General features: G+C 57.1%; 25 protein-coding genes. 13 read left to right on the top strand and 12 right to left on the bottom strand.

The features are described 5' to 3' along the window. Window positions 1–37 precede the first annotated feature (37 nt). Complete coding sequence (locus RYZ27_RS04700) at window positions 38–604, top strand: tetratricopeptide repeat protein (RefSeq protein ID WP_406681209.1); 567 nt, start codon at window positions 38–40, stop codon at window positions 602–604. A gap of 77 nt (window positions 605–681) precedes the next feature. Further along, window positions 682–2,085, top strand: coding sequence for a metalloprotease TldD (gene tldD / locus RYZ27_RS04695; RefSeq protein WP_406681208.1), 1,404 nt, complete (start codon window positions 682–684; stop codon window positions 2,083–2,085). A gap of 81 nt (window positions 2,086–2,166) precedes the next feature. Here the strand turns inward: tldD and RYZ27_RS04690 are convergent, their stop codons facing one another. From RYZ27_RS04690 to RYZ27_RS04680, 3 genes are all read right to left on the bottom strand, one after another. Further along, the gene (locus RYZ27_RS04690; RefSeq protein ID WP_406681758.1) at window positions 2,167–3,876 is read right to left on the bottom strand and encodes a peptide MFS transporter; all 1,710 of its coding nucleotides are present in this window, start codon (window positions 3,874–3,876) and stop codon (window positions 2,167–2,169) included. 205 nt (window positions 3,877–4,081) lie between these two features. Beyond that, window positions 4,082–5,461, bottom strand: coding sequence for a glutamate--cysteine ligase (locus tag RYZ27_RS04685; protein ID WP_406681207.1), 1,380 nt, complete (start codon window positions 5,459–5,461; stop codon window positions 4,082–4,084). Between the two features lie 30 nt (window positions 5,462–5,491). Then, window positions 5,492–6,235: a 16S rRNA (uracil(1498)-N(3))-methyltransferase gene (locus RYZ27_RS04680; protein ID WP_406681206.1), complete on the bottom strand. Its 744-nt coding sequence runs from the start codon at window positions 6,233–6,235 to the stop codon at window positions 5,492–5,494. 75 nt (window positions 6,236–6,310) lie between these two features. Here RYZ27_RS04680 and RYZ27_RS04675 point away from each other — a divergent pair, with 75 nt between their 5' ends. The 6 genes from RYZ27_RS04675 to RYZ27_RS04650 are packed head-to-tail and all read left to right on the top strand — an operon-like array spanning window position 6,311 to window position 11,139. Further along, window positions 6,311–7,264: a 4-hydroxybenzoate octaprenyltransferase gene (locus RYZ27_RS04675; RefSeq protein WP_406681205.1), complete on the top strand. Its 954-nt coding sequence runs from the start codon at window positions 6,311–6,313 to the stop codon at window positions 7,262–7,264. Window positions 7,265–7,267: 3 nt separating this feature from the next. Then, on the top strand, window positions 7,268–8,296 hold the full coding sequence (locus RYZ27_RS04670) for a hypothetical protein (protein WP_406681204.1): 1,029 nt from the start codon (window positions 7,268–7,270) through the stop codon (window positions 8,294–8,296). Window positions 8,297–8,335: 39 nt separating this feature from the next. Further along, a complete protein-coding gene (locus tag RYZ27_RS04665; RefSeq protein ID WP_406681203.1) occupies window positions 8,336–9,289 on the top strand; it encodes a fatty acid desaturase family protein in 954 nt (317 codons plus the stop codon). Continuing rightward, window positions 9,286–9,675 carry a DUF2237 family protein gene (locus tag RYZ27_RS04660; RefSeq protein ID WP_406681202.1) on the top strand — a complete coding sequence of 130 codons (390 nt, stop codon included), beginning with the start codon at window positions 9,286–9,288 and terminating at the stop codon, window positions 9,673–9,675. The genes RYZ27_RS04665 and RYZ27_RS04660 overlap by 4 nt, the downstream gene beginning before the upstream one ends. Further along, window positions 9,672–10,343, top strand: coding sequence for a DsbA family oxidoreductase (locus RYZ27_RS04655; protein WP_406681201.1), 672 nt, complete (start codon window positions 9,672–9,674; stop codon window positions 10,341–10,343). The genes RYZ27_RS04660 and RYZ27_RS04655 overlap by 4 nt, the downstream gene beginning before the upstream one ends. Window positions 10,344–10,347: 4 nt before the next feature. After that, complete coding sequence (locus tag RYZ27_RS04650) at window positions 10,348–11,139, top strand: enoyl-CoA hydratase/isomerase family protein (protein WP_406681200.1); 792 nt, start codon at window positions 10,348–10,350, stop codon at window positions 11,137–11,139. A 1-nt stretch (window position 11,140) separates the two neighbouring features. Here the strand turns inward: RYZ27_RS04650 and RYZ27_RS04645 are convergent, their stop codons facing one another. The 3 genes from RYZ27_RS04645 to RYZ27_RS04635 are packed head-to-tail and all read right to left on the bottom strand — an operon-like array spanning window position 11,141 to window position 15,357. Beyond that, window positions 11,141–12,946, bottom strand: a complete 1,806-nt coding sequence (locus RYZ27_RS04645) for an ABC transporter ATP-binding protein (RefSeq protein ID WP_406681199.1) — start codon at window positions 12,944–12,946, stop codon at window positions 11,141–11,143. Beyond that, window positions 12,912–14,024, bottom strand: a complete 1,113-nt coding sequence (locus RYZ27_RS04640) for an inositol monophosphatase family protein (protein WP_406681198.1) — start codon at window positions 14,022–14,024, stop codon at window positions 12,912–12,914. Before RYZ27_RS04640 ends, RYZ27_RS04645 begins: the two co-directional genes overlap by 35 nt. After that, window positions 14,011–15,357: a TldD/PmbA family protein gene (locus RYZ27_RS04635; protein ID WP_406681197.1), complete on the bottom strand. Its 1,347-nt coding sequence runs from the start codon at window positions 15,355–15,357 to the stop codon at window positions 14,011–14,013. Before RYZ27_RS04635 ends, RYZ27_RS04640 begins: the two co-directional genes overlap by 14 nt. An 88-nt stretch (window positions 15,358–15,445) precedes the next feature. Between RYZ27_RS04635 and trmFO the strand changes: the two genes are divergently transcribed. Then, window positions 15,446–16,858 carry a methylenetetrahydrofolate--tRNA-(uracil(54)-C(5))-methyltransferase (FADH(2)-oxidizing) TrmFO gene (gene trmFO, locus RYZ27_RS04630; RefSeq protein ID WP_406681196.1) on the top strand — a complete coding sequence of 471 codons (1,413 nt, stop codon included), beginning with the start codon at window positions 15,446–15,448 and terminating at the stop codon, window positions 16,856–16,858. Here the strand turns inward: trmFO and RYZ27_RS04625 are convergent. Together RYZ27_RS04625 and RYZ27_RS04620 are read right to left on the bottom strand one after the other, a co-directional pair. Beyond that, the gene (locus RYZ27_RS04625) at window positions 16,855–17,532 is read right to left on the bottom strand and encodes an SOS response-associated peptidase (protein WP_406681195.1); all 678 of its coding nucleotides are present in this window, start codon (window positions 17,530–17,532) and stop codon (window positions 16,855–16,857) included. The genes trmFO and RYZ27_RS04625 overlap by 4 nt on opposite strands. Further along, on the bottom strand, window positions 17,533–18,372 hold the full coding sequence (locus RYZ27_RS04620) for an SDR family NAD(P)-dependent oxidoreductase (protein ID WP_406681194.1): 840 nt from the start codon (window positions 18,370–18,372) through the stop codon (window positions 17,533–17,535). 62 nt (window positions 18,373–18,434) lie between these two features. On the opposite strand from RYZ27_RS04620, the gene RYZ27_RS04615 reads away from it, so the two are divergent. Continuing rightward, window positions 18,435–19,091: a tetratricopeptide repeat protein gene (locus RYZ27_RS04615; RefSeq protein WP_406681193.1), complete on the top strand. Its 657-nt coding sequence runs from the start codon at window positions 18,435–18,437 to the stop codon at window positions 19,089–19,091. A gap of 6 nt (window positions 19,092–19,097) precedes the next feature. Here the strand turns inward: RYZ27_RS04615 and RYZ27_RS04610 are convergent, their stop codons facing one another. Genes RYZ27_RS04610 through RYZ27_RS04595 form a run of 4 tightly spaced genes read right to left on the bottom strand, consistent with a single transcriptional unit; the run spans window position 19,098 to window position 23,485 of the window. Then, window positions 19,098–20,498 (bottom strand): sensor histidine kinase, encoded by a 1,401-nt coding sequence (locus tag RYZ27_RS04610; RefSeq protein WP_406681192.1) that lies wholly within the window; start codon window positions 20,496–20,498, stop codon window positions 19,098–19,100. Window positions 20,499–20,512: 14 nt separating this feature from the next. Then, complete coding sequence (locus tag RYZ27_RS04605; protein ID WP_406681191.1) at window positions 20,513–21,943, bottom strand: dihydrolipoyl dehydrogenase family protein; 1,431 nt, start codon at window positions 21,941–21,943, stop codon at window positions 20,513–20,515. After that, on the bottom strand, window positions 21,943–22,692 hold the full coding sequence (locus RYZ27_RS04600; protein WP_406681190.1) for a TVP38/TMEM64 family protein: 750 nt from the start codon (window positions 22,690–22,692) through the stop codon (window positions 21,943–21,945). Before RYZ27_RS04600 ends, RYZ27_RS04605 begins: the two co-directional genes overlap by 1 nt. A gap of 31 nt (window positions 22,693–22,723) precedes the next feature. Next, window positions 22,724–23,485 (bottom strand): DUF547 domain-containing protein, encoded by a 762-nt coding sequence (locus tag RYZ27_RS04595; RefSeq protein WP_406681189.1) that lies wholly within the window; start codon window positions 23,483–23,485, stop codon window positions 22,724–22,726. Between the two features lie 201 nt (window positions 23,486–23,686). Between RYZ27_RS04595 and rpmH the strand changes: the two genes are divergently transcribed. The 3 genes from rpmH to yidC are packed head-to-tail and all read left to right on the top strand — an operon-like array spanning window position 23,687 to window position 26,100. Beyond that, window positions 23,687–23,821 (top strand): 50S ribosomal protein L34, encoded by a 135-nt coding sequence (gene rpmH, locus RYZ27_RS04590; RefSeq protein ID WP_406681188.1) that lies wholly within the window; start codon window positions 23,687–23,689, stop codon window positions 23,819–23,821. Between the two features lie 26 nt (window positions 23,822–23,847). After that, window positions 23,848–24,234, top strand: a complete 387-nt coding sequence (gene rnpA, locus RYZ27_RS04585) for a ribonuclease P protein component (protein ID WP_406681187.1) — start codon at window positions 23,848–23,850, stop codon at window positions 24,232–24,234. Between the two features lie 30 nt (window positions 24,235–24,264). Continuing rightward, on the top strand, window positions 24,265–26,100 hold the full coding sequence (gene yidC / locus RYZ27_RS04580) for a membrane protein insertase YidC (RefSeq protein ID WP_406681186.1): 1,836 nt from the start codon (window positions 24,265–24,267) through the stop codon (window positions 26,098–26,100). The last annotated feature ends 2 nt before the right edge of the window (window positions 26,101–26,102 follow it).

The following is a 26,102-nucleotide window of genomic DNA, read 5'->3' as shown; positions in this document are numbered from 1 at the left end:
GTTTGCGCTATACTTAATCCAAATCAGGAGGCTTCCAATGCGTCGTTTCATTCGTCCGGCTTTTTTCGCATCTATTATTCTGACACTGGCAGCGCCTGCCTCCGCGCAGGTCTTCGTGATCGGCAATGGTTTAGGGGCCGAATGCTACCAGAAGACGGCCCGTGCGAGTGGAAACTTCATTGATGCCGAAACCAGTTGCACACGTGCCCTGCGCGAAGAAACCATGAATCGCGAGAATCGCGCCAAGACATATGTGAATCGCGGCGTCCTGCGGATGCGCGCCGGGCGGTATGATCAGGCGATCGCCGATTATGATAGCGCGGTGAACCTGCAGCCAGAGCTTGGCGCGGCTTGGCTCAATCGCGGTGCTGCTCTGATTTATCAAAAAGACTTTGCCAGCGCGCTCCCGCAACTCAACCGGGCAATTGAACTGAACTCTCAGGACCTTTTCGCCGCCTATTACAATCGTGCCATCGCTCGCGAAAACACGGGCGACGTTCAGGGTGCCTATAGTGATTTCAACAAAGCGCTGGAGCTACGACCGGGCTGGGACCTTGCTGAGCGGCAACTGACCCGGTTTCAAATCAAAGAGCCAAACGGCTAAGCGATCAGAACAGAATTATACGTAAACACGCAGCATGACATCTTGCACATGCATGCCCGCCGCTTCACATATCTCTCATGACACAGACACCTCTGCCCTTTGACGCCCAGAGCGCAACCCGCATCCTCGCCACAGCCACAGACAATGCCGATGATGGCGACATCTATGTTCAGCGCGCACGGTCTGAAAGCTTCGTTTTCGATGATGGGCGACTGAAATCAGCTTCTTATGATTCGACACAAGGCTTTGGCCTTCGCGTTGTGGCCGGGGAAGCCAGTGGCAATGCCCATTCAGGCGAACTAACTCTTGCCGCCATCCAGCGCGCCGCCGACACGGCAGCACAAGCAAAGCGTGGCTATACAGGCTCAATCGCGGCCAGCCCCACCCCAACCAATCGTCGTCTTTATCAACCAATTGATCCAACTGAAGCACCGGACTTCACCGTCAAGACGGGCCTCCTCGCTGAAATTGATGCCTGGGTCCGCGCCAAGGACCCACGTGTGGTTCAGGTTTCGGTCTCTCTGGCGGGCAGTCACGAAGAGATTGATATTCTTCGCCCGGCCGGGGAACAATTTCACGATATTCGACCGCTGGTACGACTCAACATCTCCGTCACGCTGGAACAGAATGGCCGCCGCGAAAGCGCCTCGGCAGGCGCAGGTGGGCGCGCCGCCTATGATGAGTGGATCGCAACCGAGCGCTGGCAAAAGCTTGCCGAACGCGCCCTGCGAAAAGCCGAAGTTAATCTCGAATCCATTCCAGCCCCCGCGGGCGAAATGGAAGTTGTTCTCGGCCCTGGATGGCCAGCCGTCCTCCTGCACGAAGCGGTCGGCCACGGCCTTGAAGGTGATTTCAACCGCAAAGGCACCAGTGTCTATTCTGGCCGCGTTGGCGAACAGGTCGCCTCTAAAGGGGTTACCGTCATTGATGATGGCACAATTGATGCCCGCCGCGGGTCGCTTTCCTTTGACGATGAAGGCACCCCAACCAACCGCACGGTCTTGATCGAGGATGGCATCCTGAAAGGCTATATGCAGGATCGCCAGAATGCCCGTCTCATGGGCGTTGCCGCAACCGGCAATGGCCGCCGCGAGAGTTATGATGCCACGATCATGCCCCGCATGACCAATACCGTGATGCTCGGCGGCAAGGATGATCCAGATGAAATCGTCTCCTCCATCAAACGCGGCATCTGGGCCGTCGATTTCGGTGGCGGACAGGTCGACATCACATCCGGCAACTTCGTCTTCCAATGCACCGAGGCTTACCTTGTCGAGAACGGCAAAGTCGTCGCCCCGGTCAAAAACGCGACCCTGATCGGCCACGGCCCAACCGCGCTTTCACAGGTTGAAATGATCGGTAACGACTTCGCTATGGATGATGGCGTCGGCACCTGCGGCAAAGCCGGTCAAACCGTCCCCGTCGGCGTCGGCCAACCAACCCTCAAAGTTGGCGGCCTAACCGTCGGCGGCGCAGGCTAGGAAATCAGATCACTCAACAACATAGATTCATGCAAAAAGGCGGTCCATGGACCGCCTTTTCTGTAAACTGAAAGCAGGCTCTTAATTATGCCCCGACCTTTGCAGCTCATCTGCCACACCTGGCTTTGTCAGGTCATCCTGCTTCATCCAGTGCTTGATGATTGGTGAGATCAGCAACATGAAGACGCCGATCCCCATCGCGACATAACCGACATTGGAATAAACCGTGACATAAGTAGCCTTTGCCGCAGCGACATCGGTAATCTGTCCACCAATCGTCTCTGCCCCCGTCGTGCGCGCAATCACGCCCGCCAGATAGTTCGAGAGACCGGAATACAGGAACCAAGCCCCCATCGTCATGCCGACGACGCGTGCAGGCGCAAGCTTGGTCACCGCCGACAGTCCGACCGGAGACACCATAAGCTCACCCATCGTGTGGACCCAGTAGATCAGGAAGATAAAGGCCACCGCCGTCATTCCGGCACCTGACATACCAATCCCGCCAACGAGAGACAGGAAACCAAGTCCAGCGAGGAAGACCCCAATTGCAAACTTAACCGGCGTCGAAGGCTCCATATTACGCTTCGAAAGGGCAATCCACATCCACGCAAACAGCGGTGCAAAAATCACGATGTACCCCGCGTTCAGGAACTGAAACACCGGAGTCGGGACATTCATCCCAAAGATTTCCTTATCGACCAGGCGGTCTGTAAACAGGGTCAGTGATGACCCGGCCTGCTCAAACAAGGCCCAGAATGGGATCTGCGCCAGGACGAAATAAATCGCCGCAAACATCCGGTTACGCTCGGTGCCCTGCAATCGCATAAAGCAATAAGCAATGAGACCGATGAAAACTGCGATGCCCAGAGATCCAACAAACCATTCTGGAATAACCTCGGCATTCATGACCAGCAGCATCGCTACCGCAATCACGACGACACCAGCCAGATAGCAGGCCATCTCAACATTGATTGGCCCGAGGAAAGACTTCTTCAACGCTTCTGGATTTGGCGGCTCGGCTTTTCCATCAAGGTATTTCTGGCCCCAGACGAAGACCAACAGACCGGCAAACATCCCAATACCGGCAAGGCCAAAGCCATACTTCCAGCCCCAGACAATGCCGATAATGCCGCACGTCAGGGACGAGAGAAGCGAGCCAAGATTGATCCCCATATAGAACAGGCTGAACCCTGAATCACGGCGTGGATCATCAATCTCATAAATCGCCCCGACAATCGTCGAAATATTGGCCTTCAGATAACCAACCCCGGCAATAATGAAGGCCAGCGACAGGAACAGAATGTTTGTATACAATTCTTGCTGCTCAACCCGTGTCGAGTACGCATCCTTTTCGATCTCCCGATAGACTGCAGCGGTCGGCTCTTTTTCCCGATCGGCGGTCTCAAGGATTTGCAGGTCGCCTGTGCCTTGCTCAAAAACGACCCGGCGATATTCACCGTCCACATCAACGAAGAGCTGGCGATTATCGCCGCGACCTTCATGTTGAACTTCGATCTCGGCACCGCCTGTGACGACATATTCCTTGGAGCCACTGCCCTCAAACGCCATGCCGAAATGGCCGAGACAGAGCAGAATCGCTCCGAACGTCACAGCTTTACGTTGCCCCAGATAACGGTCCGCCAGTGTGCCGCCGATAATCGTCATCACATAGACGAGTGCCGTGTAAGCCCCGTACATGATGGAAGACTTCTCATCCGAAAAAAGGAAGTGCTGTGTCAGGTAGAGGACCAGCAGGCCCCGCATCCCGTAATACGAAAACCGTTCCCACATCTCTGTGAAAAACAAAATTGCCAACCCTTTCGGGTGACCAAAGAAGCTCGTGTCCTTTGGCGCCGTCGACGCAGGTGTATCTGTCAATGAACCCTCCCCAGGGAATAAGAATGTGTCCTGAATACTCAGGCTATAGGGAAGTATCACCACGCCGCGTTGCGACGCTCAAGATGTATTGTGAGTTTTCTTGACTTAAATTGCCGTGCTAATACGCCATTTCCTCAAACACAGGGCGGACATCCCTGCCCCAATCGCCATGATAGCGCTCTAGCAAGCGCTCTGCGGGCGTAACACCGCTCTCGGCAATCTCCTGCAACTCCATCAGGAAGCCGGTTTCGTCATCACCGCTGACCGAGAGTTTCGCGCGATTGCTCAGGCCTTGCCGAGAGAGTTCGATCATCTCCAGCGCAAGGTCCTGCAAAGTCTGGCCGCCCGGAATTGGCGTTTTCAGCCCGAGCACACGCGCGCTCTGCCGGATCGATTCGCGCTCTGCCGCACTCCAAACTTTAACCCGCTGCCAGGTTGCATCCAGACAATCCGGACAATAGAGTAAGCCCGTCCAGAAGGATGAGAAGGCACACAGGCGCGACCATGGGCCAGAATCACTGCCGCGCATTTCCAGGAACCGCTTCAAGCGGACTTCCGGGAAAATGGTCGAGAGATGATCCTCAAAATCTTCCATCGCTGGCAACTCGCCCGGCAGTATCGGCAGGTTACCAGCCATAAAGTCACGGAAACTCAGGCCCGAGGCATCGAGATATTGGCCACCGCGCCGAACAAAATACATCGGCACATCCAGCGCATAATCGACATAGCGCTCATAGCCAAAACCGTCTTCGAACACGAAGGGCAGCATGCCTGTACGATCTGGGTCGGTATCGGTCCAGATTTGCGCGCGATAGGACAGGAAGCCATTCGGGCGCCCTTCCAGGAAAGGTGAGTTCGCAAACAAAGCCGTGCCCAAAGGCTGCAAAGCCAACGCGACACGAAACTTCTTCACCATGTCGGCTTCAGAACCATAATCGAGATTGCTCTGCACCGTGCAGGTCCGGAACATCATCTGCCGCCCAAGCCGCCCAACCTTTTCCATATAGGCGCGCATGATCTTGTAGCGCCCTTTCGGCATGATCGGGGTTTCATCCATCGACCAGAGCGGACTTGCGCCAAGCCCAAGGAAACCAATGCCGAGCGGATCCGCAATCTGGCGGACTTCCTCCAAATGTTTGCCAACCTCATTGCAGGTATCGTGCATACTTTTCAGGGGCGCACCGGACAGCTCAAACTGCCCGCCCGGTTCCAGGCTTACACTGGCCCCGTTCTTTTTCAGGCCGATCAGAAAGCCAGCTTCTTCAATCGGTTGCCAGCCAAACTGGTCACGCAGCCCTTCCAGCATCGCTTTGACCGAAGCCTCGCCTTCATACGGCAAGGGCCGCAAGCCATCTTTGATGAAGCCGAACTTTTCATGCTCGGTGCCAACACGCCAATCATCCATGGGCTTGGCGCCCGCTTCAAACCACTCAACCAGCTCAGCCTTACCGCCAATGCGCGGGGCTGATTCGTCAATATCAGTTGTTGGTGTTGTCATGGCCCAGCCCTCCACAGGCAATTATTCAGTTTACGCCAGATAGGGACCCTTATCCCAATCGCCAACCAGCGCCTGCCAGAGTGTGAGGGCGGAGACAACCGCTGTCTCTGCGCGAAGGATGCGTGGACCAAGGGTTACGGAGATCACAAATTCGAGAGCACGCAGCATTTCTCGCTCGCGCGGCGAAAACCCACCCTCTGGCCCGACAAGCAAGCCCGCCGCCTGCGGCAGGTCGCCTTTCAAAACCTCAACCATAGGCCGCGCTGCACTGCCTTCATCGCAATAGTAGAGCGGCTTACTCCTATCCCATGCCGCCAGCGCTTTGCCTAATGGCAGGTCATTGCAAACCTCCGGAATATCCATCCGTTCGGTCTGTTCGGCCGCTTCAATCACCAGCGATTGCAAGCGGTCGGCGCGTACGCGGCTGGTTTGAGTGTATTCGGTAATCACAGGCTGGATCGTGCGTACGCCCAACTCGCTGGCTTTTTCAACAATGAAATCGGTCCGTGTCTTTTTGATCGGCGCAAACAGCAGGGTCAGATCAAGACCTGCTTCCTGCGGGCGCACTTGCTCAGTCGGCTCAAGCGCGGCCTTCTTTCCGTTCACCTGCAAGCGGCAAAGCCATTCGCCATCACGCCCATTAAAGGCACGCAAGATCGCGCCTGCTTCCAGGCGCATAACCCGCAAGAGGTATTTCGACTGCCCCTCTTCAAGTGGCACAAGTGCGCCTTGAGAAAGGTCAGCATCAACAAATAAACGGGCAACATGACTCATGGATGCCCCTATAGGCTGCAATCCCTGCGGCGTTAACCCCGTGGCATGCCGCTAAAAAATCGCTATAGAGCGATTATGAGCACTGAGACTGAAACACAGACACAAACGTCATCCTCAACGGTTGAGGCCACACCGGACAGCGCCATGCCAGCATGGTTGGTGAGCCTGCCTGAGACGGCACAGCCCTATGTCTCACTGGCGCGGATTGATCGCCCGGTGGGGATCTGGCTTTTGTATCTGCCATGCCTAATGGGCCTGTTTCAGATGCGCATCCCGACAGGTCTGCAATGGATTGATATCGTCTGGGTCGTGCTGTTCTTGATCGGCGCAGTCGTTATGCGCGGCGCGGGCTGTACATGGAACGACATTCGCGATCGCGACCTTGATGCCAAAGTTGCCCGGACTGCGGCCCGCCCGATCCCGTCTGGCGCAGTGAGCCTGCAACAGGCCTATCTGTTTCTCGCAGCCCAGCTCGGCGTCGGCTTCCTGATCTGGCTTTTCCTACCCGGCGACGCAAAAATCATCGCGCTGCTCGCCATCCCACTTGTAGCAGCCTATCCGTACATGAAGCGGGTGACTTGGTGGCCACAGGCATGGCTCGGGTTCACATTCAATTTCGGCGCTCTGGTTGGCGCAGCAACCGCAGCCAGCATTACCGGCGCCAATGTCCTGCTCTATCTTGGCCTCGTGCTCTGGACGATTGCCTATGACACGATTTACGCGCTGCAGGACCGTGAGGATGATGCTCTGATCGGCGTGCGCTCCACCGCCCGCCTGTTCGACGACAAAGTCCTCACCGCCACTTTCATGTTTCAGCTCGGCGCGACCATGTTGATCTTCCTCGGGGCGTGGTTCGCGGGAGCGGGTCGGATCGGTGCTGTTCTTGCCCTTGCCTTCCTCGCCCACAGCATCTGGCAGATGATCCGTCTCGCCCCGGATCGTGAAAAACACGCCTTGAGTGTCTTCAAGTCGAATGTCTGGGCAGGTGCTTTCCTTGTCGCTGGTTTTTTCCTCGCCGCGATTGTTTAAGCCATGCAGCTTTCCGATATCCTTGGTGACCCGAACTGGTTCCCGGTTCATTTCGACCTGCAAAAGGATACGCTAACCTTCCTGCACACAAACCGGGATAAGCTCTCGAATGGGGCTTTCCTCGATCAACGATTCTACAATCAGGATGATCGCTTCCAACCTGTCCGCCTGAGCGATGCACTCAAGGCCAATGTCCCTTCTGGACAGCCCATACACTGGATTTTTCATACCGCCTTTTGCGCTTCAACCCTGATGGCGCGCGCGCTGGATGTTCCCGGCAAAGTCCTGGCCTTAAAAGAACCCGATATCCTGATGCAACTGACCAATGCGGTTCGCATGGCGCATCGCAACAACCAGCCGCTTCAACCTGTCCTGCAGCTGCGCGATTTGATCTTGAGCCTGCTGGCGCGTCGGTTCCATCCGGATGAGGCGATCCTGATCAAGCCAACCAACCCAGCCAACCTGATCATCCCGGACATCATGGCGCGCGGCGAAAACGCCTTGTTCATGACCTCGCCACTGGAAACCTTCCTGATCTCGATCCTGCGTAAGGGCGAAGAGGGCGCGGCCTTCATGCGCAACCTCTACAATATCTTTAATCTCGATGGCACGGGCCTCTCCAAGATCAGTGAACGCGATGCCCTGCGCTTTACTGATATGCAAATCGCCGCTTTGGTCTGGCAGCATCAGCATGAAGATATGACCGCCGCAGCGATCCAGCAGCCCTCTCTTGTCCGCGCGATTGAAGGGCTCGCCTTCCCGGAAGATCGCCTACCCTATATGCGTGCTGTCAGTACCTTCCTTGGACTGTCACTGACGGAAGCTGATCTGCAAGCCAATGCTGAAGGCCCGGTCTTTGCCGAGCATTCGAAATTTGCCGGACAGGGTTTCGATACATCTGCCAGAGAGCAGGAAATCGCGACCCTGAAAGCCATGCATGGTGATCGCCTGAAAGCCACACTCGACTGGCAAGCCAAACTCGATCTTGGCCGCGACTATAAATATCTCCCGGCGCAATCCCTGCTTCAATAAGCCTTGTCTAACCTTAGGGCAAAGGCGTATTTTAGCTTTATGCCTGTTGCGAAACGCATCCGCCCGCTTGATCTCTTCACAAAGGAAGAATGGGCCCATGTGTCCCGCCGCTCGGACCTGTTGGGGCTGGGGACTGTCGTGCACGCTTGGAGCGTGATCATTCTCGCCATGGCCGCAGCCATCTGGCAACCTTGGCTCATAATTCTGGCTATTCCGGTCATTGGCGCGCGTCAGCTTGGCCTCGCCATCCTGATGCATGAAGCCGCGCATGGCGGGCTTTCAAAGAATGGTAAGATCAATGAATGGGTTGGCCACTGGCCTGTCGGGGCGCCGATTGGGGCCAGCCTTAAAGCCTACCGCCCCTATCATCTCAACCACCATAAATATGCTCAACAACCAGAAGATCCGGACTTGATTCTATCTGCCCCTTTTCCCGTCACACGCAGCTCCCTACGCCGAAAAATTATTCGTGACCTGACCGGACAGACCTTTTACAAACAGCGCGTGAACCAGTTCGCCAATGCGATGGGGCTTGGTATTCGCAATACCAAGGGCGCGGAAAACCGATCTCAATCGGCGCGCGAGGCAGTCATTCCGTTCCTGATCACCAATATGATCCTGCTCACAGTGCTGACCCTGCTCGGCCATTGGTGGGCCTATTTCGTCCTCTGGCTATTGCCGATGGCAACGTGGAATCAGCTCATCACGCGCCTGCGCAACATTGCCGAACATGCCGTTGTTCCTGACCATAATGATCCGATGCGCCATGCCCGCACCACGCGCGCCAACCTCTTGGAACGCGCCTTCATCGCCCCCTATTGGGTGAATTATCATTGTGAACATCACATGTTCATGCACCTGCCCTGTTATCGCTTACCAGAAGCCCATGCTCTGTTGCGCAAGAAAGGCATTACCGCTCAAATGGAAGTTCAGGACGGTTATCTCACGGTCCTGAAACGAGCCGCCAGCAAACCAGAAGCCCAACCTGCATGACCGACACAGAACCCAAAGCCCGCAATGTCCTTGGCGGAGACCTTGAGACCTGCAGTCTCGACCCACTAACCGGGTTTTTCCGCGATGGCTGCTGTAATACGGGTCCGATGGATCATGGCACACATACCGTCTGTGTCCGCGTTACGTCAGAGTTTCTGCAATATAGCTTCAGTCGCGGTAACGACCTGATCACACCGCGCCCGGAGTTTCGCTTTCCGGGCCTCAAACCAGGCGATCGCTGGTGCCTGTGTGCAAGCCGTTGGGAGGAAGCCCGCCTGATGGGCGTTGCGCCACCCGTTTATCTCGACGCGACACATAAGAAGACGCTCGCCATTGTCGATATTGCCCATCTTAAAGCCCATGCCGCATCGGAACCCGCCACATGACCTTGCATATTGAAATGGTCTCTGACCTCGTTTGCCCATGGTGCTGGGTTGGCCTCCGCCGCCTGCAAGGCGCGATCAAGCTTGTGCCGGACCTCGACGTTGAAATCCTGTTCCGGCCATTTGAACTGGATCCGGAAATCCCGGCGGGTGGTACGGACTACAAAACCTATATGCAGGCCAAGTTTGGCTCTGATCAGGGCAAAGCGCGCTCAAACCAGATGCGTGAAGCCCTTATTCAATATGGCAAAGAGCTCGACATTCCCTTTGCCTTTGACCAGATCACGCGTCGGCCAAACAGCTTTAATGCTCACCGTCTTGTCCGCTGGGCGCAGGGTCAGGACAAAGCCATGGCCACCAAAGAGGCCCTGTTCGACGCGTTCTTTGCCAAAGGTCTCGATATTGGCGACCATGAAACACTGGTGACCATCGCCGCGAAAGTCGGCCTTGATCCGAATATTGTGTCCGACCTTCTGGCCAGTGACGCCGACGTCGAAACGACGCGGCAGGAGCAAAACCTGTTCCGACAGATGGGCATATCCGGCGTGCCGACCTTTATTGCCCATCGTCAGATAGCGGTCCAAGGCGCTGAGACGGAAGAAAAACTCGCCCGTTTCCTGCAAACGGCTGCTGCACAAATACCAAAAGAGCGCCCTCTGGCCGGAGCTTGAGATCATGAGTGATTTGGTTTCGATTGAGCGCCAGGGCCGAACCGCCATTGTGCGCTTTGATACGGGCTCACGCGCCAATGCGCTCAGCCCAGCCCTGATGGTGGACCTCACCACTGTAGCGCAGAGCTTTCACGCCTGCCCAGATGTTTCGACGGTCATCCTGACCGGGCGCGAGGACCAGTTCTGCATGGGCGCAGACCTCAAAGACAGTGACCGCAGCGGCAGCCCGAAAGCACCCCTGAGCCAGCGCCGCATCGCCCTGCGCCGTGGCCCAGCCATGTGCGAGGCCTGGGAAAAGATTGACGCCCTGACCATTTGCGCCATCGAGGGGTGGTGTATTGGCGGAGGGGCCGCACTGGCCACGTCTTGCGATTTGCGCGTCGCCAGTGCGACGTCCCAATTCTACGTACCCGAGGTCGAGCGCGGCATGAATATGAGCTGGGGTTCCATCCCTCGCTTCGTTGCGCTTGTCGGTCCGGCTCGCAGCAAACGCCTTGCGGCCCTCTGCGAAAAAGTCCCGGCAGACCGCGCACTGGACTGGGGGCTAGTCGACCATGTGGTTGCCGAGGGCACAACCCTTGCCAAGGCCATCGAGATCGCTGAGCAATCAGCTAAGCTGCCCCCAACAGCGTTGAAAATGGTCAAGCATGACGTGAATGCTGCCGCACTCGCGCTCGCGCAAGCCACTGGTTATCGCGATCTGGAAGCCTTCGCCCTATTGCAGCAATCGGATGATTTCAGGGAAGGCATCACATCTTTTCTGCAAGGCCGCGATCCGGAATTCACCGGCGACTAGATCAGGAGAGCTGCAACTCAACCAGGCGCTTATACGCGCCATTGGCGGCCATCAGGGCGTCATGTGTGCCCTCTTCCACCGCGCGGCCATCTTCGATGACCACGATTCGGTCTGCCGCCCGCACAGTTGAGAGACGATGGGCAATAATCAGGGTTGTCCGCCCTTCGGAAAACTCCGCCAGCGCGTCCTGCACCTTGGCCTCGCTTTCCGCATCCAGCGCGCTGGTCGCCTCATCCAGCAACAGGATTGGCGCATCACGCAGGATCGCCCGCGCCAAGGCCACACGCTGACGCTGACCGCCCGACAGATTACGTCCCATTTCGCCCGCCGGGGCATCATAGCCACCGGGAAGCGCCATGATAAAGTCATGCGCATTGGCCGCTTTCGCTGCCGCCTCAATCTCATCCTGAGAAGCGCCAAGCCGCCCAAGCGCGATATTGGCCTGGACCGTATCATCAAACAGTGAGGTGTCCTGAGACACCAAAGCCGTCGCGCCGCGCAGGCTCGCCGCTGTGACAGCTCGAATGTCAGCTTCGTCCACACGCGCAACCCCAGAGGTCACATCATATAAACGCAGCAAGATATTGAAAACAGTAGATTTTCCGGCCCCGCTCGGCCCGACCAGAGCAATGGTTTCACCGGGCTTCGCGGTAAAGCTAAGCCCTTTCAGAGCCTCTGTGCCATCGGGATACGCAAAGCTAACATCCTCAAACGTAACCGCACCCTTAACCTGCTCAAGCGCTTTCGCGTCCGGCGCATCCGCCACAGATGGCTGCGCATCGACAATTTCAAACACCCGATCAGCAGCCGCGCCGCCCTCTTGCGCCACCGCATTCAATGTTCCCAGCGCGCGCAGTTCTGGCGCGGCAATACCAATTGCGCCGATCACGCCCAGCAAATCGCCCAGTGTCGACTCCCCGCCCGCAATCCGCCATGCGGTGAAACCAAAAATTCCGGCCAGTGCGACTCCGCCTGTCACCTCAAGAATCGGATCAACCGCGGCCTTATCGGTCAGCACTTTCAGGAACAGACGAGAGCGCTCAATAAAGCCGAGCTTGGCGCGATCTTTTTGATAGGCCTCAAGCCCATAGGCTTTCACGACACGCGTTGACTGAAAGCCTTCAGACAGCAAAGCCGTAACATCACCGACCTGCTGCTGTGCCCGCTTAGCCCGTTTGCGCACGCGTTCGCCCAGCGCAATCACAGGCCAAAAGGCAATTGGATAAACCACAAGCAGGATTAGCGTCAGCTGCCAGTCGAGCCAAAGCATGACGCATAAGGCGCCAATGACCGTCACAACGCTCTTGGTGAAATTGTTGGCAAAGCGCAGCCCCGCATCACGGATGGCATTCACATCATTGATAAAGCGCGAAACAAAGCCGCCACTGGCATCACCAGAAACCCGCGCAAAATCGCCATCAACCAGATCGTCAAACTGCGCCTTCTGAATATCAACCAGCGCCCGTTGAACCCCGGTATTATTGGCAATCGTCATCAGATAGAGCGTCAAAGCCCGCCCGATGGATAAGACGACAATACCACCAGCCGCCCACAGCACCCAGCCAACATCGGCCTGTTCTACCTCAATTGTAGTTTGTAGCTTGTTGCCAACAAAAGCGAGGATCATGGCATAGGAGTTGGCGAACAGAGCCGTCAGTACCGCAAACAGCGTTCCACCAAGGAACCAGCCAAGGTGCGGTTTGAAATAGGTCTTGAACAACCGCCACAACGCCCGCGGCTTCTTCTCCGCAACGGGCGCTGTCTCTATGTCTTTAGACGTGGTGATGGTCGCCAGTCTCCGGATCAAGCAGCTTGTGCGCGTGCAGGATGAAATAACGCATTTCGGCGTGATCTACTGTGCGCTGGGCTGCGCCTTTCCAGGCATCATAGGCGTCTTTGTAGTTCGGGTATGCGCCGACAAAGTCGATCTTGGACAGATCCTCAAACTCAACATCGGTGACATCTTTCAGCTCACCACCGATAACGATGTGGAGAAGTTGTTTCATATGCGTATCGCCCATTTTCTGGCGCTCCGTATTGGGTGTCGGGTCGTAGGGTCGAACCGTCCAGTTTGGATCTGGCAGGCGAACCCCTTTAACGCGCGCCATTAGCAGGGAATGCAAAGGCTTTCCAGCCGCCAGCAGGCTTCTTTGTGCAGGTTCTCCGCGATTAAACACATAGGGTTCGCCCAAATGGGTTGTCGCAACGCCACCTGCCTCCTGCACAATCAGGCTGCCCACCGCCAAATCCCAGTCCGATTTGCGCCACAGGGTCAGCGCTGCATCGGCCCTGCCGCTGGCGACCCAGCACATGCGAATCAGGGTGGCATTCGGCTTGGGCTTGATCACATCCATTTCCGGCCATGGCACCGGCCAGGCCGGATGGGTCAGCATGCCTTCATTGGTAATGATCCGGCAGCCTTCTTCCTGTTTGCAATCACTGATGCGCAGGCGGTCGCCATTGAGGAAAGCCCCGCCGCCAACCCGCGCCTCGTAGAACTCATCCATCAGTGGCGCATAGACGACCCCGGCCCGGCACTGGCCACGCTCCAGAACGCCAACCGCAATGCACCAGTACGGCTCGCCACGCATGAAAGCCCGCGTGCCATCGATCGGATCAACCACCCAGGCCCGCCGGGATAGCCGGGTTTCATTATCAAGCGCGGTCTCTTCCGATAACCAGCCATAGTCTGGGCGCGCCGCCATCAGGCGTTCCCGAATCAGAGTGTTCACCGCCAGATCAGCTTCGGTGACCGGATGGCCCTTGGACTTGTCCCAGAAGCGCCAGTCGGCCCGTTCAAACCAGTCAACCGCCAGCGCAGCTGCGGCCCGCGCCGTCTCACGCAGGGTGATCAGGTCTTCAATGTCAGGATCAACTGCCTGCAATCGACATCCCCTCAACCAGGATGGATGGCGCATCGCGCGAGCCGCGGAATTCCAGATCAGAGAGCGGCACCAGGCGCGAGAAGATGCCCGGCAAATCCCCGGCAATCGTCACTTCCGAGACCGGATAGGCGACCGCACCGTCCTCAAACCAGAACCCGGCCACACCGACCGAATAATCGCCCGTGTTCGGGTTGATACTCGGCCCGAACATGTCCGTGACCAGCAAGCCTTCCTTTGCCTGCGCCATCGCCGCTTCAGGGCTCATCTCCCCGGCTTCGATGTAGGCATTGGACACACCCACACCCGGCGCGCCACCAAAGCCGCCGCTGGCATAGCCGTTTGGTTCAAGGCCCATCTGCTTGGCTGAGGCACCATTCAGGAGCCAGCGCGTGAGAACGCCATCATCAACCAAAGCCGTTCGTGCCACCGCGCGCCCTTCACCATCATGGACGCGGCTGCCCATACCACGCGGACGGAACGGGTCATCAATCAGGTTCACGCCCTTGGCAAAGACTTGCTCACCCATCCTGTCCTTTAAGAAGGAGACCCCGCGTGCCACGCTCGGCCCGCTAATTGCCGACAGGAAAGCACCAATCAGGCTGCTCGACAGGCGCTTGTCATAGATGACCGTCCCAGTCTGCGTCTTCACCTTGCGGGGACCGAGCCGCGCAACCGTGCGTTCCCCGGCAATTGTACCAATCTCCTGCGGGCTTGGACGATCCTCAACCCGTCGCACAGAGCGGCTTTCATAGTCGCGCTCCATTGCGCCATCGCGTTCAGCAACCGCGGCGAGGCCCAGCCCGGTCGATCCGCCTTTCTTATAGGCCGCAAAGCCATTACTCGCCGCGACCCAGCGCTCGCTCTCGCTCCAGCCATTGCCGCAACTCGCCACTTGCTGCACACCCGGTACAGCCAGCGCAGCGGCTTCGGCCTCAACCGCTTCACGCTCCAGCACATCAGCCGGGATTTCACCATCGCCAGTCAAATCCAGATCCGGCATATCGGTCGCGAGATCTTCGGCTGGTGCAATCCCACAATACGGATCCTCCGGCACCGCCCGCGCCATCGCCACACAGCGCTCTGCCAGAGCCTTCAGACCATCCGCCGATGTATCCGAGCCGGACACAGAGGCCTGCCGCTGACCAAAGAAGCAGCGCAGAGACACGCCCTGGCTTTCCGACCGTTCAATGCTTTCCAGCTCACCGCCGCGCACTTCAACGCTCACGCCCTGTGAGCGCCCGAAAGCGGCATCGGCATCACTCGCCCCGGCTTTAAGGCAAGTATCGATCAGGGAGGAGAGCAAATCGGCGGGTTGTTCGGTCAAATCAGTCATCGCTCCCACTTAAGGCCGACCGCCGCGCCTGCAAACCCCCCGCATGTCACCGCTTGACCCATGGCCTGACAAAGCGCACATCGCCCCCATGACAGAGATGAAACCGATCCACATTATCGGCGGCGGCATGGCGGGCTCTGAAGCCGCATGGCAGGCCGCGAATATGGGCGTGCCCGTGATCATTCACGAAATGCGCGGCCCCCACACGACTGAAGCCCACCAGACCGATCAGCTTGCTGAACTTGTCTGCTCCAACAGTTTCCGGTCCGACGATCATACGATGAATGCGGTCGGGGTTCTGCATGAGGAAATGCGCAAGGCGAATGGCATCATCATTCCCACTGCTGATAAGCATCAGGTGCCCGCGGGCAGCGCGCTCGCCGTGGATCGCGAAGGCTTTGCAGAGGCGGTTACGGCCAAGCTCGAAGCCCATCCGCTGATCACAATCGTTCGCGAACAGATTACAGATCTGCCGCCGGAAGACTGGGACAGCGTGATCATCGCCACAGGTCCACTCACCGCCATTCCGCTCGCCGAGGCGATCCGCAAGCATACAGGCGAGGATGATCTGGCTTTCTTCGATGCGATCGCGCCGATCGTCTATCTCGACAGTATCGACATGGACAAAGCCTGGCGCCAGTCGCGCTATGACAAGCCCGGCCCGCATGGCGAAACCAATGCCTATATCAACTGCGCGATGGATGAGGCCCAGTATAATGCCTTCCTTGATGCGTTGATTGAAGGCGAAAAGACCGAGTTCAAGGATTGGGAAAAGGACACGCCCTATTTCGAAGCCTGCCTGCCGATTGAAGTCATGGCCGAACGCGGCCGCGAAACCCTGCGTTTCGGCCCAATGAAGCCGGTTGGCCTGACCAATCCGCATAATCCGGACGTTAAAGCCCATGCCATTGTTCAGCTGCGTCAGGACAATGCCCTCGGCACACTCTGGAACATGGTCGGTTTCCAGACCAAGCTGAAATATGGCGCACAAACAGACATCTTCCGGATGATTCCGGGGCTGGAAAATGCCCAGTTTGCACGCCTTGGCGGCATTCACCGCAACACGTTCATCAACTCGCCCAAACTGCTCGACAATCGCCTGCGCCTGAAATCGCTGCCGCGTATCCGTTTTGCCGGACAGATTACGGGCGTTGAGGGCTATGTTGAAAGCGCCGCAATGGGTCTACTCGCCGGACGGTTTGCAGCGGCTGAGCGCTTGGGTTGTGACATCCCTGTCCCGCCAGAGAGCACGGCCCTTGGCGCGCTGATCAAACACATCACGGGCGGGCATCTGGAAGGTAAAGCGACCTTCCAACCAATGAATGTCAATTTTGGCCTCTTCCCACCGCCAAACCCGGATGAAGTGGCCAAAACTGATCCCGAAACCGGCAAACGCCTGCGCGGCAAGGATAAAGGCCGCGCCAAGAAACGTGCGCAAGCCGCCCGCGCCCTGCGCGACGTCGATGCCTGGCTAAAGACACAGGAAACGGTCCCGGCTTAAGCCTCCTCAAGCAAAGCCGGGAAATTGTTGCGCACATTGCCGACATCCGGCCCGATCACCCAGGCTTTCAGATCATCGGCAGGCCATGGTTGAAACAAATCCTCTACTGGACCAGATCGCGGATTGAGCCAGCGGGCATAGTTTTCCTGCCCAATAATCACAGGCATCCGCGTTGCAATCCCAGCGACCACATCATTCGGCTGCGTTGTCAGCAGGGTGAAACTCTCCAATACGCTGCCATCGATCAACGCAGTATCCCATAAGCCTGCAAGACAGAACCAATCGCCATCCCGGCGCGCGAGCGCAAATGGCGTTTTGCCCTTCCCTTCACCGCTCCAGACATACCAACCACTAACCGGGATCAGGCAGCGCCAATGGCGAAACGCGCCGCGATAGACTGGGCGTTCACCCGCCTCAAATGCATCAACACTGATCCCGGAGAATTTTCGTTCGTTTATCGGTTTAGTCCACCAGCTTGGCACCAGCCCCCAAAGGCAGGGGGCAAGTTCCATGAATTGCCGTTCGCGTTCCCATCGGATGACTGGATGCACCGCCATGGGCGCCGCATTATAGCTCGCCTCCGGGGCCTCGACCTGTGGTGGCGGGATCAGTCTTGGAAAGCGTTCGCGATACGCATCCCAACCAATCTCACGTCGGAAGAAGCGCCCAGCCATCTAAGACTGCTCAGCAGCTAGAATAGCCTGCAAGCCTTCGCGATAGGTCGGATAAACAGGCCGCCACCCCGTCGCCGCTTTCAGCCTGGCATTTGAAACGCGCTTGCACTCCGCATAAAAGCTGCGTCCCATTTCGGACAGCTCTGCCTGCTCAATCGGCACGCCTTCCGGCACGGGCAGGTCCAGCAATTCGCACGCATAGGCGGTCACGTCCTGTGGTGGGGCCGCCTCTTCATCACACAGGTTGAACGCCCCACTTACACCCGCGTCGATCAAAGCCTTTATACCGCTGGCAATATCATCCCGGTGCGCTCGACTGAACACCTGTCCCGGCTTGATAATGCGGGTCGCCCGACCAGAACGCACACGATCCAGCGGACTGCGCCCCGGCCCGTAAATCCCCGGCAAGCGGACAATGCGTACATCCTCTCGAACTGTCTGCCAGCCTTGCTCAGCTTCCACCCGACGCTGCCCGCGCACTGACCCCGGATTAACGGGGGTCCACTCAAATGCCCAGCCACCGTCCAAATCACCATAAACGCCCGTTGTGGAAAGATAGGTGACACTCGCTGCCTCATGCGCGACCTGACCAATCAAACTGAGCGCCGGACAGCCCGCCTCACCCGGCGGTGTCGAGATCACAATATGTGCCCCTGCGATCGCTTTTGAGAGCCCTTCTACATCCCCTACAGCTACTCCGGAGATACCCTTTGTCTCTATCCGGCCCCGGCTTTCTTCAGACCGATATGTCCCGAAAACCGGCCCATCCCACAGCTCAGCCAAAGCCAACGCGCAATAACCCGGCCCAAACAGGAATAACGGTTGTGACGGTTCTGTCATTTGCTCTCGTCTCCACAGGGCGTTACGGGCACAATACGTAGTGTATAGCCACAGAGTTTGCCATGTCCTTGATCGCCCTTGCCATGATTACGATACCCATCAGCCAGTCCGCATCGGCTGATATTGCTGCGCAGGAGCAAATTCGCCTGAACACCTGCATTCAGATGGTCGAAGACAATCCGACAGAAGCTTACGAGGATAGCCTTGCATGGCTCGGCAATGGCAACCGCCCTCGCGCGCGATATTGCAATGCGATCTCCCTGATTGCGCTGGAACGCTATGAAGAAGGGGCCGCCCGGCTCGAAGCTCTGGCCAATGCGCCCGACGCCATCGCATTGGAAGATCGCGCACTCTATATGGCGCAGGCAGGTAACGCATGGTTGACAGCCAGCTATCCAGACGCGGCGATCACAGCCTTCTCCGATGCGCTCAAAATCGACCCGCGCAATGGTGACTATTTCAAAGACCGGGCAACTGCCTTCCTTGCAACTGAACGCTGGATGGAGGCTGTCGACGACCTGACAACATCACTGGATTTGCAACCATCTGACCCGGAAGCCTTGAGCCTACGCTCACGTGCCTATCTTGCCATGGAAGACCTGACCAATGCCGAGATCGACATGAAGGCCGCCCTTGCGCAGGATCCCCGCAATATCGACATCCTGCTCCTGCGCGGCGATGTTCGTGAGGCCATTCGGGTTAGCCGCGAACTGCAATAGACTTAGCTAATTCGGCACAGATAGGTACAGCACGAAACGCGTACCGTCCGACCCCGTTTCGTCGAGCTCCAAATCGCCGCCCATAGCCCGGGCCAGATCCCGCGATAGCGCCAAACCAAGACCAGTCCCGTCCCGCCGCGTCGTTCCAGCGAACGGCTTAAACAGATTATTGCGCGCCTTTTCCGGCAGACCGGGACCAGTATCAACAATGCTCAGAACGGCGCCATCATAGCCAACCGAAACCTGCCCTTCGCCATTCATGGCCTCGGCTGCGTTGCGGATCAGGTTCGCGCAAATTCGATGCAAGTGATCGGGGTCAACAAACCCGTTGGCCTCTTCGGGCACCGCGTTTTCAAATTGGACACCCCCGTGAGCTGCTAAAGCTTCAGCTCCGGCCTCTTCCACAATCTCATGCAAAGCCAACATCCGGTTTTCCGCCTTCGGCGCTGATGAACGACCATATTTCAATGTGTCACTCGCCAGCCCAATGGCGCGCTCAATCGCCCGCTCCAGTCGCGGCAAAGTCTTGGCCACGCGCGGGTCTTCCGAGCGTGAAAGCGTATCTGAGGCAAGCTGCGCTGTGGCGAGTGAATTGCGCAAATCATGATTGATCTTGGCCACCGCTTCACCAAGCTGCGCCAGTCGTTCGCGTTGACGGAAACTGTCAGAAACGGCCTCTTCCATATCCGCCAGCGCATTTTGTGCGCGGCCAATCTCATCGCGGCGGGAGGTCGGCGACAGGCGACGCGTCCAGCTGCCGGGGTCTTTTCGGAATTGTTCCACTGATCGGGTTACGCGCTGCATCGGGCGAACCACGGTCAAAACCAGCATCAGATAGATCAGGCCGCCCGTCACCGCTGAAATGATCAGTGATAACCCAAGTATCGTCAGGCCATATTCCTCAAGCCGCATGCGAAGCGGCTCTTCGGTCACAACAACTTCGATAATACTGCCCGGCTGCGAGCCAGCCGCGCGAATAATCAGATAGCGGTCATCCGGTGCAAAGAACGTCCCAAGAGTCGGCCAGACATCCATCACGCCCGCCCGCTCTGGCAGCAGGACAATTTTCTCGACACAACAAATCGGCGCTTTCTGGGTCAGAATATTCTCACGCATGTCGCGGCTCAGTTCAGCGACTGCCAGAACATCAGCCCGCTCCAGCAAATCGCGGCTCAACTCGTCAGACACCATGCGACTGGGGGCTGCTTCCAATGCGAGTGCAGCGAGACGCCCGGCCTCAACCTTGTCGCGCAACCACTCATGACGCTCACGCGTTGCACTCGGCACAAAGATCAGTGCCTCAATGACCAAAACACTCAAAATGGCGATCAGGAACAGCCTGAAGGACAGGCTGTTCCGCCAGCGCAAAGCACCACGCTGCGCACGCGTATCTGAAGCCGTATTCACCCCCTCGCCCTAGCCTACGGGATGCGTTGCAGCAACCCAACAAGCGTTCGGGACGCTTTGCCAAACACAGTCGGCGTAAAGTGCGCGCTCGCCGCCCGCTTCACGATTTCTGCGCGGGTTGGATATGGCGAGATGAAATTCGTCAGAGACTGAACGCCCAGCTTGTTGGACATGCCATAGCCAACAAGCTGGATAATATCGCCAGCCCCTTCGCCAACAATGGACGCGCCAAGAATCTTACCCTTGCGGATCACAAGCTTGGCCTCGCCCAAGGTTTTGCCTTCTGCGATGGCGCGGTCATTCTCATGGAAGGGGAAAGTCGAAACACTGACACTCTCACCATATTGCTCACGCGCCTCAGCCTCGGTCAGACCAACCTGCGCCACTTCCGGGGCAACATAAGTCACCGCAGGCAGTGGTAAATCATCAGCCTTGCTGCCCTGCTTGAAGAAAGCGCGCCGCGTGAACACGCTGGCATGCCACCCGGCAAGGTGTGTGAACTGGCCTTTGCCAGCAACATCCCCCAAGGCCCAAACCCGCGGATTGGAAACTGATCTCAGCTTCTGGCTGACCTGAACGCCGCTACGATCATAGGCAACATTGCCCGCCTCAAGCTCAAGGCCATCCATCACCGCGCGTCGGCCAACGGCAACAAGCAGGTGGCCTCCGGTAACGCTCTGGTTGCCGTCTTCGCTTTCGGTTTCAACGGTGACAGCCCCTTCCGAGCCGCTGACCTGAACCGCTTTATGCCCCTCCAGAACGCTAACGCCCTCTTCGCGAATGGCGTCTACAGCAATTTTGGCATGATCAGCATCGGCCTGCCCCATTGCGCGGCCCATTTCAATCACCGTGACCTTGGTGCCTAGCCGATTAAACGCCTGGGCCATTTCCATACCGATGGGCCCACCGCCCAGGATGATCAGGTGTTTGGGCTGCTCCGGCAGGCTGAAGACCGTCTCATTTGTGATGAATGGCGTTTCGGACAGGCCCGGAATTGGCGGAATAAACGCCGTCGAGCCCGTAGAAATAATGATTCGCCGCGCTGTGGCCTCGGTTGTTTCAGAGACAATCGTCTTAGCATCCTTGAACTTCGCATGCTCGCGAATGACGGTCACACCAAGCCCTTCAAACCGTTCCTGACTGTCGACCGGGGCAATTGTATCAATCGCCTTCTGGACATGCGCCTTCACGCCTTCCCAATCAACGACTGGCTCACCACTGGTCACCCCAAACTTGGCACTTTCGCGCGCCGTTTGGGCATATTTCGCTGTCGTCAGCAGGGCCTTTGACGGGACACAGCCATAGTTCAGGCAATCCCCGCCCATCTCGGCTTTCTCATACAGGATGACATTGAGACCGAGCATTGCGGCGCCAGCCGCCGCAGACAGGCCAGCAGAGCCCGCGCCAATAACGATCAGGTCGCCTTTCAGTTTCTGGACGCTCATTATGCGGCCTCCTCAAGCTTGGCGGCCTTGCCACCAAAGAATTTCTTGTAAGCCACCGGGATCAGCGCCACGACGCCCAGCGCAGCAAACGCGGGAATGAAGTTCTTCACAACGCCGAACAGGTCCTGCGTGGCTTCTGGATCAAGGCTCGCGCCAAGACTGGAGCCAATCCATGTATAGGCGACCACACCCGGTATAATACCAAGGGCTGTGGTGATGAAGTAATCGCGATACCGCGCGCCCAAGATGGCCGGAGCAATATTCGCCACGGGAAACGGCACAATCGGCAACAGACGCAGCGCGAACATGTAACTAAAGGAATCTTCCTGAAAGCCACGTTCCATCCGCTTTACAAAGCCACCCGCCTTATCGCGCAAGGCCGCACCGATGGAGGTTTTCGCCGCGAAGAAGAGTAGGCTCGCCCCGGTCACCGCGCCCACTACAGTCACGGCTGAGCCACCAACCAGGCCAAACAGAACACCGCCAGCAATCGTGATCCACAAAGCGCCCGGCATCATGAAAACCGTCGCCGCTGCATAAATCGCAATGTAAGCCGCGACTGCCAGCATGAAATTATTGGCGACAAACGCTTTCAGCGTCTCTTGCTGCTCACGTAATGTATCCAGAGAAAGATACTGGAAAAGCCCAAACTGCCAGGCCGCGACCAGCACCGCGCCGATCAGATAAACCGGCCAAAGCTTGATCCAAAGGTTGCCCTTCTTGGCTGTTGTCTCTGTCTGGGCATCCATAGTGTTTGTCCTCGTCATCTCGCTCGGTACGCTATTCGACATCGTTTAGCGCCCAGTCATAATCATGTTTCTTGATATCTGCATTGGCCCGAATCTGTTCAGCAAGCTCTGGTTCTGCATATTGTAGAAGGTGATCAATAACGCCCTGCTCATTCCCGCCAAAATCATCACGAAACCACTTATAGATCGTTGAAACCTGCAGCCCACCTCTAGCACGCACACTCACCCCGCGTGGATGATTGACGTACTCAATCGCCGCCGATGTCAGATCTTCATCCAGTGTTTCCGCGCGCCAGGCTCGGTCTTGCAGGTTTGGACAGCCAATTGAGGCGCAGTTCACCGCATAGTGGACACGCGGCTCGTCCCAGTCTTCGCGCAGGATATCATGCTCAATCGCATCAAGTGATAGCTCTCGGCCATCAATCACCATCTTAACCCGCTTCCACGGACCAACGATATAGCCGGTGCGGATCGATTTGACCGGATAGCGTTCAATCATGTGCTGAATAGTCAGCGCGTTATAAGCATTGGCATAAGCGGCAAATTGCTGATCTTTCGTCAAAGAATCGAAATCCGCATCCGCATAACTTTCGATGTAAGCGGCCAGAGAAGCCGCATCTTCAGCATTGTCTTTCAAACCGCCATAATCGAAACGGTTCACACCATCGGCGCTTTCAACCACATATGTACTCAGCAACGCGTCCCAACGGGCGTGAAAGTCAGTCTCTTCGGCCAAAGCGCCTCCTGAGAGTGCGCCAAGGGCAATTGCAGATGTCAGTGCGCTGCGGATCATGAGGGTCGTCCTTTAATCGTCTTGCGCTCTATCTATGGAAGAAGGGTATATAAGTCGCTTCACAGTCCCGTCTCGCCCGCTCACCTCTGCGTGAACAGCATTTGACCTGTTTTTCGCGACAGACTGACCTTGACGCGCGTGTTGCTTATCCGTATTAGCCCCGCTTTCGAGATAACCCCAAGTTTAGAAGGCGTGAGCCAGATGAAACGTACATTCCAGCCAAGTCGCCTGAAACGTGCCCGCACCCACGGCTTTCGTAGCCGTATGGCAACCAAGAACGGTCGCAAGGTTCTTGCCCGTCGCCGTGCAAAAGGCCGCAAGGAACTCTCTGCCTAAAGGCTGACGAGCGCCGGGACTATCCCATGGGCGAGCAAAACTTACAGAATCAGACTGGGGTCGTGCGTTTGAAAGCACGGCCCCAGTTTTTATATGTCCGCAATGGTGTGACAGAACGCCGAAAAAGCCTTGTCATACAAGCCCGTAAACGCCGCGATGATCACTCACACATAGGCGCGGGCTTTACCGCGACAAAGAAAGTCGGCAACGCCGTCATCCGCAATCGTTCCAAACGTCGTTTACGTGAAGCCGCGCACCAACTTCTAGCCAAACATGGCCACTCCGGTATCGATTACGTCTTCATCGCAAGACAGCAAACTGCGACCATTGGCTGGCAGCGCTTGCTTGACGATATGGAAAGCGCGCTGATAAGCGTCAGCGATCAAATTCTCTCGGGGGCAGGTCCGACCTGACCCCCTTTTGCATTTCAGGAAACACTGCCCATGATGCAGCAGCAAAACGGCATGGACCCAAAAGACCAGCGCAACTTCATTATTGCGATGGTGCTGATGGTCGTCTTCATCTTCGGCTATCAGGCGCTTGTCCTTGGTCCAGCCGCTGAACGTGACCGCGAGGCGCGTGAAGCCGCCGCCGCGGAACAAGCCGCAGAGGCCCCGGATGTGATCAGCCCAGACGCGGCTTTGGTGCCTGAAGTTGTCAGCGTCGAAGAAGCCCTGACCGGAGCCACACGGGTGACATTTGATGCCCAGCGCGTGGACGGTTCGATCAATCTTCGCGGCGCGGTGATCGATGATCTCAATCTGAAGGATCACTATAAGACGGTTGAGCGCACGGAAGAACTGCGTCTTCTACGCCCGGCCAATGCGCCCAGTGGCTATACGGTCGGCTGGAACTGGTTTGAAGGGCGCAATGCAATTGCGGGCTATACGGACACGTGGACAGCAACCGAAGAAGCCTTTGGCGGTGACAATGCAACATCTCTGGTGTTGGAAAAAGACGGCCTGCGGTTCCAACGCACCATCAGCGTCGATGAGAACTATATGTTCTCCTACACGGACACGATCACCAATACGGGCAGCGCTGACCGGACCCTGATCCCGATCGGTTCTGTGCGCCGCTATGGTCCCTGGAAAGAATTCCTTGAAGCCACAGACCCCGGCTCCTCCCGTAAGATGGGTCTCGCACATCAGGGGCTGATCGGCAGTTTTGATAGTGCCCTGACCTGGCGCAACTACAAGAATCTCAAGAGCGGCAAAGGCATCAAGAAAGCCGAGGACGGTATTCGCTCTTCCGAAACTGGCGGCTGGCTTGGTTTGACCGACATGTACTGGATGGCGGCGCTGATCCCACAACAGGGCGACGGCTTCCGCGCCCGTGTGCGCAGCCCGGAAACCCATCTCGAAGTCGTTCTGCAATCTGCACCCGTAACGCTCGCGCCCGGTCAATCACAGACCGTGACCAATCAGGTCTTTGCGGGGGCCAAGGAGTACGATGTCGTCAACGCCTATCAGGAGGCTGGCATCCCGCGCTTTGGTGATTCTATCGATTGGGGGAATATCCTCTATTACCTCACCAAAGGTCTGTTCTGGGTGCTCGATTGGCTGAACGGTATCGTTGGCTCTTTCGGCTGGGCGCTGATTGCGCTTGTGGTTCTGGTTAAGCTGCCGCTCGTGCCGCTTTACAACCAATCCTACAAATCCATGGCCAAGATGAAGAAACTGGCCGAGCCGATGAAGGAAATTCAGGAACGCTTCAAAGGCGACCCACAACGTCGCCAGCAAGAAGTGATGAAACTTTATCAGCGCGAAAAGGCCAACCCTCTGGCTGGTTGTGTTCCAATCCTGTTGACCATTCCGATCTTCTTCGCACTCTATAAGACTCTGTATGTCACGATTGAGATGCGCCACACGCCGTTCTGGTTCATCAACGACCTGTCGGCACCAGATCCGACCGCAATCGGCAACCTGTTTGGTCTCTTGCCATGGGCTGCGGCTGACGTGAAAGCCATCCCGATCCTCGGCTTCATCATTGGTATTGGTATCCTGCCCATCCTGTATGGTGTGACCATGGCGGGTATTCAGGCCCTGTCACCACCGCCGCCTGATCCAACCCAGCGTACAATCATGATGGCCCTGCCTTTTGTCTTCATGTTCGTGTTTGGCGGCTTTGCTGCTGGCCTCGTGCTCTACTGGGTCTGGTCCAACATCCTGTCCCTGATCCAGCAATATTACATCATGCGACGAAACGGGGTGGAGACCGAACTCGATAAACTGGTCGGGCGATTACTCGGGCGAAGTAGCGACAAGCCCGCAGAGTAAAA

The sequence above is a fragment of the Hyphomonas sp. FCG-A18 genome, from assembly GCF_045287255.1.
Taxonomy (GTDB): domain Bacteria; phylum Pseudomonadota; class Alphaproteobacteria; order Caulobacterales; family Hyphomonadaceae; genus Henriciella.
Note: the sequence above shows the minus strand (reverse complement) of the source record. Positions and strands in the feature narration are given on the sequence as shown.